Genomic DNA, 12,446 nt, shown 5'->3' with positions numbered 1-12,446 from the left:
GATGGCATAAAACCAATGACCTTTAGGCCAAAGCAAGATTCATATTGCTGATGGCCTCGTCGATCTCCTGCGTGTTTTTAAAACCGACGGTTGCACAATCGATCCCGGCATTCTGGAAGGCAAAGCGCATTGCGGCCTGACGATCTTCCCTACGGACAAACGCAGCATCACCGATAAGCTTCATCCCAATAACGCCTGTTCCCTGCTGATGAACCTGCTTGATATGTTGAACAACCTCGCTAACACTATCCGGGTAGGAGCTGTCCTCCCAGGTTGGCCCATCCATGCGCGTGCCCTTATGGTTAATGCGAATCAGCGCAACTTCGAGCCATTTATTGCCGGGCATCTGACGCAAGGCCGGTAGACCATGAACCGATGCGCCACGCTTCAGGATAATCTTCTTCTCCTGTGCCTCCTGGATACCGTCCTGCCAACGGGCCGTATCGCTGACCCAGGTAGGCGTGTGCTGCCAATGGAGCAGCAGAATGTCAAAGTATTCCGTCTGGGAGATACGCCGCATCTCGTCGAAGCGCTTTAGTGGATCATTTCCATGACTTGTCGTCACCTTGGACATAAGCTGATAGCTATCACGAGGGAAGGGCTTGAGCGCTTCACCCAACATAGCTGGAGTTACATAGGCCTCTGCTGTTTCAAAGAACCGGACTCCGTGATCGTAAGCATAGTGAACAAGGCGGTTGAACTCTTTCTGGCCAAGAGAAGCCTGAACATAACCATTGCCACTGCCGGTGCCGAAGGCAAGCCGTGTAACTTTCATGCCAGATTTACCGAGCGTGACAACATCCGAAGCCGTGCGGGGTGCCGCTCGTAGAGGTAGCGTTCCAATGCTGGCTATCGTTCCAGCAGCAAGTGATCCTTTGAGGAAGTCGCGCCGGGAAAAGCTGCTCATTTAGACCTCCATAGCTGAACCTGATGCCAGCTATTTCTCGGATGTTACCACGATTTGGGATATCTATAAGTTGGCGGGATTAGCATGCAATGACGATGAGAAATATCTCTGAAACAACTTAGTGCGGTAAATGTAGAAACTGCACAACCTCGCCCCATTAGGGGCGAATCGCCAATAGCCCGTGCGGAGTCCGCTCTGCGGATGGGAGCGCGGGGTTAGCTTCCCCCCAAATATCTCCGCCCCGGATGGGGCGGAACGAATCTTACTTCGCTGGATGGCAAGGATTTCGCCCCGCCACCTTACGGGGCGGGCAATGTCTTTTTGTACGTCACCACGGGTTTCGCTGCGCTACACCCGTGGCTACTTTCGGAGCATCCCTCCGGGATACTTTCCGTGGACATCTCCAAATGTAGTCCGGTAAATCTGAAATACAGAGAAGCCTTACTCGCACTGAATTTTCCCGTGGGAGGAGCAATCTACCAGAGGCACACACCACAGTGTCAGCCTCTTTCTCTACCGAGGCCGGAGAGGATCCGACCTCGATAGAGCGAAGCGAGGGGCTACGAAGATCTAATTCCGGCTAAGCCGCAAACCTCGTCAGGGCCTCATGAACGGCCTCCAGACGATTGGCGTCGAAGCCAAAAGCAATCAGCTCGTTGACGGTAAACTTGCAGCAGTCGTCACCAGCCGACATAGAAGCCACCTTCTGGCCGGATTCCAGCTGCTCAAACTGATAGAGCACCACCTCTTGCTCGCCACCATACGCAAATTCAAGGAGGTCATATGCCCTTGCCGGACTGAGCGACGAGGAAACATGCCGTGAGGGATCGGCTACATTTGTTGCTGTTGCACGAACACAGGTCAGCTTTTCGTCTTCCAGCTCCGGATCAAGCGAAAGGTAATAGACGTCGATTGAATCTTTCGTCATAGAGTCCTCCCACGTCGGCGACTATCATCTGCCTTTCAGCCGCCACACGCAAGAAGGAAAAAGCCCGATTCCGTCAGATCTTATTGCCCCAGTGCAACGCGCAGATTTCCTTCGGATTTCTGCAATAGGAGCTCTGCCGCCTGGCGATCGATTCCCCTTTGCTGCATCAGGATTGCGAGCTTTACCGATCCGGCCTCCTGTAGAAGACTTGCTGCTTCTTTCGGAGTGATCCCGGTCGCTTCCCTTACAATCCGTTCGGCACGGTCGCGCAGCTTCTGGTTCGTGGTCTGGACGTTTACCATCAGATTCCCGTAAACATAGCCCAAACGGACCATTGTCGCGGTACTGAGCATATTCAGGACCAACTTGGTCGCAGTTCCAGCCTTCATACGGGTCGATCCGGAGACCACCTCAGGTCCGGTAATCGGCTCGATGCTCAGATCGGCTTCAGCTCCAATTCGAGAATTGGGGACGCAGCTCAAAGCAATCGTATAGGCCCCAAGGGAACGGGCATGACGGAGCGCACCCACGACGTAGGGGGTGCGGCCACTTGCAGCGATACCGACCAGGACATCTTTGCCGCTGAAGCCGTTGGCCTTCAGATCGTCGACACCCTCTTCCATGCGGTCTTCGGCACCTTCGACGGCATTGCGGAGAGCGTGATCGCCTCCGGCAATCAGCCCCTGAACCAGGGAGGGATCGACATTATAGGTCGGCGGACACTCGGAAGCATCCAAAACACCCAGGCGGCCTGAGGTACCAGCCCCGGTATAAAACATCCGACCGCCGGAGCTAAGCCTCTCCACAATGTGGTCAACGGCTGTCGCGATCTTTGCGAGTTCGCCCCCGACCGCCCGATGTACCGAGGCATCCTCGTTATGAATGGTTTCGATAAGAGCTTGGGTGGAAAGGAGATCCAGATTTTCCGTGGCGGGGTTGCGTTGTTCCGTTACCAGATTGGCTGTGTCGCTCATAGATGCTATTGCCACTATATCCTGTCCTCCTAATCAATCCCTACAAACGAGGTGCGGCAACCTGTCTGCCGTCTCGTAAAACGTTTAAATCTCCGCCTCCTCAGTGTAAAACCGAATTCCACCAAGCAGTTGCGGACTGGCCAAAGTCGAGATGACTTGGATGAAGCAGTATATTCCAATCCCTCCCAAACACAGAACAAAGAACCACCGAAGCCACTGGCAAGGGGAAAGTCCACGCGGATATCGCAAGATATGGAATTTAGTAACTTCCAATGCATCGTTGCCAAAAAAAAATTGACCTCTCTGTAACAACGGGACAATAGCTATCGAAGTCTCGTAATCAGGGAAAATTGAGGATTTGATGCGTGCATTCGCTGTTACGATTGCCGACCGAATCCCTGTAAATACTCGCCCGATGCTGTACCTACGTTTGGGAAAATGCGGCATCCCATATCCGGAGAAAGAGGAGGAAGCAGAGATGTTGACAAAGCTCTCTACGGTAGTAAAACGCCCTCTGGAGCATTTCTCGCACTGGCGTGCACTCTCCAACGATGCTCAGGTGCAGCTTTCTTCGGCTGAATGCTGCCAAAGTTCTGGAGTGTCGATCCGCAGTCGTGCAAAAAATGCTTTGATGGTTTTGGCTTTTGTATCCGCAGCAACCCTTTCCGCATCGGCTGCAACCGACAAGGCGCAGCTCAATGAAAGGCTGGACAACGCTAAGAACGTCATCAACGAAATCATGAAAACGCCCGACAAGGGCATCCCGGACAGTATCATGCGCAAAGCAAAATGCGTAGCCGTGGTTCCAGGACTGAAGAAGGGTGCTTTCATCATCGGAGCTGAATATGGCCAGGGCGTCGTTACCTGCCGCACAGCTCATGGCTGGAGTGCTCCTGCATTTATTCGTATGGCTGGTGGCTCCTTTGGTTTTCAAGCTGGAGGTCAGGGTACCGATCTCGTCCTGATTGCCGTAAACGATAAGGGCATGCAGGATCTGCTAAAGGACAAATTCAAAATCGGCGGAGACGCTGCAGCGGCTGCCGGACCCGTTGGACGAAACGCGGAAGCATCGACCGATATCAAGCTTGGCGCCGAATTGCTGACCTATTCGCGTAGCAAAGGACTGCTCGCAGGTATCGATCTGAAGGGCACCTCTGTTTCGCAAAATCAGGATGCAACCGATACCTTCTACGGTGCACCGCATACGACAAATCAGCTCCTGTCTGGTAGTGTCCGAGTACCTGCCGATGCCGAGCCCTTTATTCAAACCCTGGCACGATATTCCAGTGCATCCCAACAGTCGCGGTTAAGGTAAAGTTCCCTCTCCCAGAGCGAACCGAGAAGCCCCACACGACTCGACCAGCAATCGGGGCCGAGCGTGTGAGGCTCTCCCGAGTGCCATCCAGAATCAAGAACCAGGCAATATCTTGATTCCACCCTCCATCCAGACAATTCCTGACAATTCTTTCTTTCACCAGGCAGACCGGACTCGATAAAGTTACAGAGAGCCCATGAATTCCGTACCCATTCTGCTCGTGGACGACGATGTCGAGCTATGCTCCTCGCTCGGACGACTGCTCCATATGGAAGGATTCGAGGTTACCTCTGTCCATGAAGCCTCGTCAGCCGTCAACGAAGCACTGACAAACAAATATCAGCTGGTGATCCTGGACATCATGCTTCCCGGTGGAGACGGGCGTCAGGTACTCCGCCGGATACGCCTTACCTCGCAGGTCCCGGTCATTATGCTTACCGCACGTGGAGACGAGTCCGACCGCATCTCCGGACTCGAAGCCGGCGCCGACGACTACCTGCCGAAGCCCTTCAGCCCGCGCGAACTCCTGGCTAGAATGAGGGCCGTCCTTCGCCGCAAGGAACCGGAAGCAGCTGCGGAAGTAATCAAGATCGACGATCTCGAACTCTATTGCAAAAGCCGTCGTGTTCTTCAGGAAGGCAACGAACTCTCCCTTACAGGCGCAGAATTCGACATCCTCATATTGCTGCTGAGGTCGGCGGGCAAGGTCCTTACCCGCTCGGAGATAGCCGAAACAGCCTTAGGACGCCCCATTGCGCCACTGGATCGCAGCATCGATAACCACATCAGCAATCTCCGCAAAAAGCTTGGGCCGCTGGTGAATGGGCGGGAACGCATTCGTAATCTGCGGGGAACCGGATACATCTACACCGGGGATGACATGTAAGATGCGCACCCTCTTCGCCAAAATCCTTACCTGGTTCTGGGTCTCGATTGCTGCTGTCGCCCTGTCAATCGTTGTAGTCAATTTCATTGGTGGACTTCAGCCGCTGAACCGCCGCTGGCTGAGCCACACCATCGATCTCTATGCACGGAGTTCGGTCGATTTCTACCGGCATGGAGGCAAGCCGCTGCTACAGCAGTATCTGGACGACGCAGCAAAGACCTCCGGCATTGAAGCAACTCTGCTCGATCCCCAGGGGAATGACCTCCTGGGCCGGGGGCTTCCTCGCTTCACCAGGCAGGTTCTGCACAACGCGCAGGAAACGAGAAAGTCGCAATTTCGCACAGGACTTTTGTGGACAGCCGCCTCCGTGGTCCAGACCCCACAGGGAGATTTCATCCTGGTCGCACAGGTCCACCCCATGCGAGGTTTCTGGAGTCGCGAGCGCTGGCTCATCATGATCATCCGGTGGAGCTTCGCCTTAATTATGGTCGGAGTCTTCTGTTGGCTCATTGCCCGCCACATCACGGCCCCGATCCGGACACTGCAGACCGTTGCCCGTCGAATCTCAGCCGGAGAACTCACCGCGCGAGCCACTCCTGCCATTCCGCCCCGCAACGACGAACTGGCCGATCTGGCTCGCGACTTCGACCGTATGGCCGATCGGGTTCAGTCGCTGTTACAAAAACAGCAGGAGTTGCTAGGCGACATCTCCCATGAGCTGCGCTCGCCGCTTACCCGTCTCTCCGTCTCTCTCGAATTGGCACGGCGTGGCGAAAGCGATGCTCTCGAACGCATGCAGCTCGACCTAGATCGCATCCACCTCTTAATCGAACAGATCCTTACACTTACGCGCCTGGAGTTACAGCAGAACATAAAATCCGGAAACGCCGTCAATTTGCGGGCAATCATCGAGAGCGTTGCGGAAGATGCAAACTTTGAAGGCCGTAATGCCGGGAAGTCGGTTGCTATCCGGAAAGCAGACGAATGCTGGATTATGGGCGATGCAAACCTGCTCCGCAGCTGTATTGAGAACATCGTCCGCAATGCTCTTCGCTACACGGCACCGCAGACCGCGGTAGAAATCAACCTTTCGTTAAGCTCAGGACCTTCTCCGATGGCGCAGCTCACAGTTCAGGACCGGGGGCCGGGAGTTCCCGCCGAAGCAATTCCCCGCTTATTTGAACCTTTTTATCGTGTCTCGGGGGCCCGCGAACGGGAGTCGGGAGGCTCAGGGCTGGGGCTTTCTATCGCACAGAAGGTCGTGCTGCTGCACGGAGGCCAAATCTCCGCCCGGAATCGGGAGGGTGGCGGCTTCACGATGGAGATCCTGTTGCCTGCCGCTTCAACTAACTCGGAGAGGAGAGTGCAAGCATCTCCTCAGTCTTCATGTTGAAAGTAAGCACGTTCCTCACGGCGGAAGAGTGCATAGGCAATAAGCAGAAGGAGAACCACATGCACCCAGATCTCTCGTCCGGAATGGAAGAAGCTTACAAAGATGTGGAAAGCTATCCAGACAAGTGTCAGCCATCGTGCCCAGCTATGGCCTCTTAACATAAAGACTCCGCAGACAATCCCGGCAAGACCAACCAGAAGAATCCATATGCCTGCATTCGCCAGAAACGCAGCATGATTCCTTCCTTCGATAAAAAGACGTGCCAGGGTCAATGTACCTGCAGCGATCATCAGGACACTAATACCTGTAACTGCAATTGGACGCTTTCTTGTTGGCATATAAGCTCCAGACCGATGGCAGCACTGCTCATATTGTGACGGAATAGCAAGTACCCGCAAGGGCCTCCCGATAAGTACTTTGTCCTCAGATCCATAACTCTTGACACTTCCTTACACGTTCCTCTCCGGAACCGGTGTTAAAGAGGATGTACGGGCAATCAGTAGAATCACCTGCCCGATCGAGAAAGGACGCAAATGAAGCTCTTTTCCAGAATGATGCTAATCGCAACTACGGCAGTTCTTGTGGCAACCGCAATCGAAGTGGACGCTCAAGCCATTGTGCATCGCAGAGCTGCACACCTGAATCCTCGTGGTGGAGTAACCGCCAGCCGCTCCACCGCTGCCGCCGGACCAAATGGCGCTGTAGTCCATGGACGCGGTATCACAACTGACGCAGCGGGTGACCGGACAGCGTATCGCGGCACCGCCATCTCCGGCCCCAATGGAGCCAGGGGCGTTCGCGGAGCCAGCAATACTTCGAATGCCGATGGCAGCTTCACACATAAAAGCGGCAGCGCCATCCAAGGCCCCAATGGACAAGCTGCACGCGCTGGCGAAACCACCATCAACCCGGACGGAAGCGCAACACACCAGAGCAGCTTTCGAGGCTCCGATGCAAACGGTTCGATCCAAAGCAGCGGCTCATCGCAGCGCAATGCCGATGGATCTGCCTCAGGACAACGCACAACCACGGTTACAGGAAAGAACGGTAACACCTACAACGGCACAACAAACTGGCAAAAAGGCGATGGCGCACAGCACACAGCAACATGTATGGACGCCAGCGGCAATGTCATCCCCTGCAAGCGCTAGTTAAAGATTGTTATTAACTTCCCAATTTAAAGGAAATGTACTTATGAAGAACTTTTATCGCTCCTCCGCATTGAATCTGATCCTTCTGGCCGGAGCCTTTGGTACCCTCACACCAGCCTTTGCTTTTGGACAAGAAGCGACCACAGCTCAAGACACACAACAAGGCACTATGGCTTCCCGCACTCCGGAAGCTGTAGTGAATCGCCTGGCAACCAAACTCAACCTCTCAGACGAGCAGAAGAACCAGATAACTCCGATCATTGCTGATCGCCAGCAGCAGTTATCCGCGTTACGCGCCGACACATCCATGCGTCGGATGCAAAAGATGCGCAAGATGAAATCTATCGTCCAGGAAAGTGATAAGAAGATTAATGCAATCCTGAACGATCAACAGCGGCAGCAATACGCGCAACTTGAGCAGCAAATGCGCGAGGAATTCAAACAACGCAGACAGAATCAAGGAAGCGAAAACTGAGGAGGGAGTCCACTACATTTGACATTGGGACATGGCAAAGAGGAGCAATCGGCGAAGCGGGTGGCGGTTTCTGACCGCCACCTTCCTTCGTCTTTGTTTACGTTCTGACGACAGGTGCCAGAATCTCTCCGACTTTACTCTTCGCGCAGCACTTCAAGGGGCTTCTGGCCAAGGAGGCGATAGCTGGCTACCCAGCCTGTCGCCGTAGCCAGTAATCCTGTACCGACAAGGGCCAGAGCACCAGCTAACCACTCCACATGGAAGCCCATCTGCATCTTGTGTAGCAGGACTCGGGTAAGTAGATTGGCAAAGACCACTCCAACCACACCTGCCAACAGGCCCAACACGACAAACTCAATGCTAAAGACAGATAGGATATGCCGTCTTGTCGCACCGAGCGTCTTCAGCACCACGACCTCGCGAATGCGACGGAAGCGAGTGCTGGCAACGCTCGATGCCAGGATCATGATTCCGGCCAGCATTGAGAATCCGGCCAGGAAACGCACCACTACGGTAATCTGTTGCGCGACGCTTTCAATCATTGAAAAGACATCGGCCATATTGATCACCGTAACGGTTGGGAAACGCGCAAAGAGCACACTCTCCAACGGAGCAACCTGCTGAGGAATGACATGCGCCGCGCCGTACCAGATCACAGGCAGTCCACTCAGCGCCTTCTCGGGAAAAACAAAGTTTGCGCGACCGTAGATATGCTGTCCATCGGAATGATAGATGGCCGCCACCTGCGTCGTGATTGTGCGGCTTCCTGCTACAAATACAATCGGGGTCCCAATTTCGAGATGCAGCCGCTGTGCAGTACGCTCATCGACAGCAACACCGTTGTCGGCACCCGGCTTCCACCATTTGCCCTTTACGACCCGGTCGCCGACAGGAACTCCGTCCGCCCACGTCAACCCCGAACCTCGGGTAAGGTATTTCGGCAGCTTCAACTGTTCTTCCTGAACGCCGTTAATGGCGCTCACTCGCCCCGAAACAACGGGCAGGAATTCGGCACGCCCGGAGATTCCAGGTTGACCGCCGAGGATCTGCTGAACGCCAGCCAGTTCTCGCGAACTGATATCGATCAGAAAGACATTCGGAATTGAGGAACCGATGGTCTGGTTAATGTCGCGGATCAACGAACTCTGCATCAGGTAGACAGTCAGAATCAGCATGACACCTGTTCCCAGAGCCGCAAGCACTGCCGGAGACTGGTTCCCCGGACGATAGAGATTCGCCAAGCCATGGCGTAAGGCCGTGGGAAGGTGCAGACGAATCTTGCCAAGAAGAAAGCGCAAGGCTCGCAAAACTCCTGAAGCCAGGGAGAGAAGAACAATCAGCACCCCGACCAGAGCGATAGCAAACCAGCGGCCTACCAGCCAGGAATCGGACAGCGCGGCCGCGACTCCGCCGAGAGCAAGCAGCAGAACCACACCCGCCGCAATCTGCGCCTTGCGTTCCCGCCACCAGGAGAGGCGGGAACGCGTCTCACGCGTTTCCGACGACTCCACAGCACGCCGCAGTACAAGGCTGGGACGAATTCGGCGGACATCGAGCAGCGGAGGGATGCAGAAGAGCAATGTCGTCAGGATTCCTGTCCCCATCCCTCCCAGTATGGAGCGGATCGGGAAATGCATCTCAGGACGAAGCGGAAGCAGCTTAACCAGAAATGCAGGAAGAATCCATTCGACGCCAAGGCCGAAGAAGGCCCCCAGCACGCCGCCAGCAACACCCAGCATCAGAGTTTGCAGGCCGTAGATGCGAAGAATATCCGACGAGCGCGCGCCAATGGACTTCATGATGGCCAGCGTGTCCATATGCTGCTGCAAATGTGCGCGCATCGCCATCGCCACGCCGATTGCCCCGAGTACCATTGCCACCAGGCAGATCAGGCTGAGCATCTCCGTGGCATGATTCAATCGCTCGGTCAGGAAGGGATTGCTTTCCCGAAAATCCGTGACATAGGCCTCGGGAAGAATTCCTTCAATCGTCTTGCGAATCGTTGCAACGTCTCCACTCTGAGGACTCAAGCGTAAGAGCAAGCGATCACTTCCCCGACTCCCGGCCTGCAGCAGTCCTGTCCGATTGAGTCCGGCGCTGGAGATCATCACGCGCGGTCCCAGACCGGCGGAGGCAGTGAGCCGATCCGGCTCATGTTGTATAACGCCAGCAATACGAAAGTCGCTTCTGCCAATCTGCAACGTGTCGCCGACACGAATCTTCAGGCGAATCAGCAGATCCTCACCGACGACGATGGTATCTTCCTTCAAAACATCGCGAATATTTACGCCCGACGTCACATCGGCGTTTCCATAGAACGGATATTTCGCCGGATCGACGGCCTTCAGCGAAACCAGCAATGGAACCGGATCGGAAGGCGTCGAGGCCATGGAGATCATCTCGGTTACCCAGGTTTCGTCGATTCCCTGCTTCTTGAGAGCATCGAGCTTCTGCATCTCATCGTCGGAGGCCCGCCGCATCAGTCGCGCCGAAACATCGGCTGCCATCAGTGCCCGAGCCTGCCCTAGAAGCGTCCGCTGGAAAGATTCATTGAAACCACGCACTCCAACCAGGGCGGCGACGCCAATCGCCACCGAGATAATCACGAAGAGAAACTTTCCGGGCGTCGAACGTCCCTCGCGCCAGCTTATAGCTGCGGCCCGCCTCCAACTCATCGGGCGTTTCGTGGCCTCGCTCATACCCGAAGCTCCGCAAGCACATCCGAAACTACACGCCCATCTCGCAGAACAATGCGACGGTCGGCACGCTCGGCAATCTGAGGATCATGCGTAACCAGAACCAGAGTGGCACCCGCCTTCTCCTGCCTGTCGAGAAGCAATTGCAAGACATGCTGGCCATTGGTCGAATCCAGATTCCCGGTAGGCTCATCGGCCATCACAATCGGAGGATCGGCAACAAAAGCCCGAGCCAGTGCTACACGCTGCTGTTCCCCGCCTGAAAGCTGGATTGGGTAGTGATCCATGCGGTCGGCCAAGCCCATTTCGGTAAGCAGCGAACGGGCGCGGGATAGCCCATCGCCCTCGGCATTCAACTCATAAGGGAGGAGGACATTCTCCAGTGCCGTAAGGGTAGGAATCAGCTGATAGGACTGGAAGACGAAACCGATCTTGCGACCGCGAACCAGAGCAAGCTCGTCCTCCTTGAGCTTGCTGACTTCGGTACCGTCGAGCCAGATTTCTCCTTCAGTCGGGGAATCCAGCCCAGCCAGCAGGCCAAGCAGAGTGCTTTTTCCACTACCGGAGGTTCCCATGATTGAGACAAATTGCCCGGCAGGAATCTCCAGGTCGATGCCTTTCAAAATTTCAACGGTTCGAGAGCCGTTGCGAATGGACTTTTTCAGCCCGCGAACTTGAATCATCGTGACTCCGCGAATAAATTTGGCCTGTGAGACACTGCGTACTCCTCCTGGTTTTGACAACCTTCTGCTTCTCGGGATGCAAGAAAAACAGCACGCCCGTCCCTGCTACCGATACGCAGGATGCGGCGTCGTCAGTTCCCTCTTCTGCCGCTGCACCTGCCACAGCAAATGCCCCGGAAGATCGCCGTCCCGTCATTGTAGCCTTTGGCGACAGCCTCACCGCCGGATACGGCGCCGACCCGGGCAAGAGCTATCCGGACTATCTCCAGAAGGACCTGGACCAGACCGGGTACCACTACCGTGTGGTCAACGCCGGGATCAGCGGCAACACTACTAAAGACGGAGTAGACCGTCTTCCGGACGTACTCGCCCTCAAACCCAAGGTCGTTATCGTGGCCTTTGGAGGCAATGACGGCCTGCGAGGCCTACCTTTGAGCGCTACCCGGGAGAATATGGACCAGATCATCCGTACCCTGAAGAATGCCGGAGCTCAACTCGTGCTCGGAGGGATTACCCTGCCGCCCAATTACGGCCCCGAGTACATCCGCCAGTTCAATAGCATCTATTCCGAAGCTGCCAAACGGTACCGCCTGCCTTGGCTCCCCTTCCTGTTACGGGATGTGTACGGAGTCCCAGGCAGAATGCAGGAAGATGGCATCCACGCCACCGCCACCGGTAACGAGCAGGTTGCAAAGAATCTGCTTCCCCTGATAACGCCTCTCCTGAAGAAAGAGTAGGCGAAAGCCTCAGAACTGGAGGTTTCCGTGCGTTTCGCACCACGGAGATGGGCGGCGCTTGCAGCAAGACTCTACTGCGACTGAAGTCGCTAAAGCCCTGACCTTCCCTTCACAATATTCACCCCAAAGCATCTACTAAATATTCGCAAAATCGAATATTGGAATTCAGATTAGTCACTTATTACTTATATAAGTCGTACAACTTATCCGCACTTATCGGTTACCAAAGAAACAGCCCTTAGTCACCAAGCTCTACACTGCTTTTTACATACCAAACATTTTCGGAAAAATCTTTCCGAAT

The 12,446-nt window shown here is 55.0% G+C and carries 12 protein-coding genes; 6 read left to right on the top strand and 6 right to left on the bottom strand.

Going from position 1 to position 12,446, the window contains the following annotated elements; genetic code table 11:
- Positions 1-22: 22 nt before the first annotated feature.
- From AC6I7T_RS29930 to murQ, 3 genes are all read right to left on the bottom strand, one after another.
- The gene (locus AC6I7T_RS29930; RefSeq protein WP_497791534.1) at positions 23-907 is read right to left on the bottom strand and encodes an aldo/keto reductase; all 885 of its coding nucleotides are present in this window, start codon (positions 905-907) and stop codon (positions 23-25) included.
- 580 nt (positions 908-1,487) lie between these two features.
- Positions 1,488-1,835, bottom strand: coding sequence for a hypothetical protein (locus AC6I7T_RS29925; RefSeq protein ID WP_497791533.1), 348 nt, complete (start codon positions 1,833-1,835; stop codon positions 1,488-1,490).
- 80 nt (positions 1,836-1,915) lie between these two features.
- A complete protein-coding gene (gene murQ / locus AC6I7T_RS29920) occupies positions 1,916-2,824 on the bottom strand; it encodes an N-acetylmuramic acid 6-phosphate etherase (protein WP_497791532.1) in 909 nt (302 codons plus the stop codon).
- A 346-nt stretch (positions 2,825-3,170) separates the two neighbouring features.
- Here murQ and AC6I7T_RS29915 point away from each other — a divergent pair, with 346 nt between their 5' ends.
- The 3 genes from AC6I7T_RS29915 (at position 3,171) to AC6I7T_RS29905 (ending at position 6,403) form a co-directional block, all read left to right on the top strand.
- Positions 3,171-4,124 (top strand): lipid-binding SYLF domain-containing protein, encoded by a 954-nt coding sequence (locus tag AC6I7T_RS29915; RefSeq protein WP_497791531.1) that lies wholly within the window; start codon positions 3,171-3,173, stop codon positions 4,122-4,124.
- Between the two features lie 196 nt (positions 4,125-4,320).
- Positions 4,321-5,010: a response regulator transcription factor gene (locus AC6I7T_RS29910; protein ID WP_497791530.1), complete on the top strand. Its 690-nt coding sequence runs from the start codon at positions 4,321-4,323 to the stop codon at positions 5,008-5,010.
- 1 nt (position 5,011) lies between these two features.
- Entirely contained in the window at positions 5,012-6,403 is a 1,392-nt protein-coding gene (locus tag AC6I7T_RS29905) for a sensor histidine kinase (RefSeq protein ID WP_497791529.1), read from the top strand.
- On the opposite strand, the gene AC6I7T_RS29900 is transcribed toward AC6I7T_RS29905, so the two are convergent.
- A complete protein-coding gene (locus AC6I7T_RS29900; protein WP_497791528.1) occupies positions 6,388-6,741 on the bottom strand; it encodes a hypothetical protein in 354 nt (117 codons plus the stop codon). The genes AC6I7T_RS29905 and AC6I7T_RS29900 overlap by 16 nt on opposite strands.
- A gap of 195 nt (positions 6,742-6,936) precedes the next feature.
- Here AC6I7T_RS29900 and AC6I7T_RS29895 point away from each other — a divergent pair, with 195 nt between their 5' ends.
- Positions 6,937-7,554: a hypothetical protein gene (locus AC6I7T_RS29895; RefSeq protein WP_497791527.1), complete on the top strand. Its 618-nt coding sequence runs from the start codon at positions 6,937-6,939 to the stop codon at positions 7,552-7,554.
- A gap of 43 nt (positions 7,555-7,597) precedes the next feature.
- On the top strand, positions 7,598-8,029 hold the full coding sequence (locus tag AC6I7T_RS29890; protein ID WP_497791526.1) for a hypothetical protein: 432 nt from the start codon (positions 7,598-7,600) through the stop codon (positions 8,027-8,029).
- Positions 8,030-8,163: 134 nt separating this feature from the next.
- Here the strand turns inward: AC6I7T_RS29890 and AC6I7T_RS29885 are convergent, their stop codons facing one another.
- On the bottom strand, positions 8,164-10,728 hold the full coding sequence (locus tag AC6I7T_RS29885; protein WP_497791525.1) for an ABC transporter permease: 2,565 nt from the start codon (positions 10,726-10,728) through the stop codon (positions 8,164-8,166).
- On the bottom strand, positions 10,725-11,408 hold the full coding sequence (locus AC6I7T_RS29880; RefSeq protein ID WP_497791524.1) for an ABC transporter ATP-binding protein: 684 nt from the start codon (positions 11,406-11,408) through the stop codon (positions 10,725-10,727). The genes AC6I7T_RS29885 and AC6I7T_RS29880 overlap by 4 nt, the downstream gene beginning before the upstream one ends.
- Before the next feature lie 26 nt (positions 11,409-11,434).
- Between AC6I7T_RS29880 and AC6I7T_RS29875 the strand changes: the two genes are divergently transcribed.
- Positions 11,435-12,145: an arylesterase gene (locus AC6I7T_RS29875; RefSeq protein ID WP_497791523.1), complete on the top strand. Its 711-nt coding sequence runs from the start codon at positions 11,435-11,437 to the stop codon at positions 12,143-12,145.
- Positions 12,146-12,446: the final 301 nt, after the last annotated feature.

The sequence above is a fragment of the Humiphilus diazotrophicus genome, assembly GCF_059726315.1.
This window is presented reverse-complemented; position numbering and strand designations above follow the sequence as displayed.

Coding starts and splice junctions, on each gene's coding strand:
- AC6I7T_RS29905 (WP_497791529.1), top strand. CDS start 5,012: ATGCGCACCCTCTTCGCCAAAATCCTTACCTGGTTCTGGGTCTCGATT.
- AC6I7T_RS29910 (WP_497791530.1), top strand. CDS start 4,321: ATGAATTCCGTACCCATTCTGCTCGTGGACGACGATGTCGAGCTATGC.
- AC6I7T_RS29895 (WP_497791527.1), top strand. CDS start 6,937: ATGAAGCTCTTTTCCAGAATGATGCTAATCGCAACTACGGCAGTTCTT.
- AC6I7T_RS29925 (WP_497791533.1), bottom strand. CDS start 1,835: ATGACGAAAGATTCAATCGACGTCTATTACCTTTCGCTTGATCCGGAG.
- AC6I7T_RS29930 (WP_497791534.1), bottom strand. CDS start 907: ATGAGCAGCTTTTCCCGGCGCGACTTCCTCAAAGGATCACTTGCTGCT.
- AC6I7T_RS29890 (WP_497791526.1), top strand. CDS start 7,598: ATGAAGAACTTTTATCGCTCCTCCGCATTGAATCTGATCCTTCTGGCC.
- AC6I7T_RS29900 (WP_497791528.1), bottom strand. CDS start 6,741: ATGCCAACAAGAAAGCGTCCAATTGCAGTTACAGGTATTAGTGTCCTG.
- AC6I7T_RS29880 (WP_497791524.1), bottom strand. CDS start 11,408: ATGATTCAAGTTCGCGGGCTGAAAAAGTCCATTCGCAACGGCTCTCGA.
- AC6I7T_RS29885 (WP_497791525.1), bottom strand. CDS start 10,728: ATGAGCGAGGCCACGAAACGCCCGATGAGTTGGAGGCGGGCCGCAGCT.
- AC6I7T_RS29915 (WP_497791531.1), top strand. CDS start 3,171: ATGCGTGCATTCGCTGTTACGATTGCCGACCGAATCCCTGTAAATACT.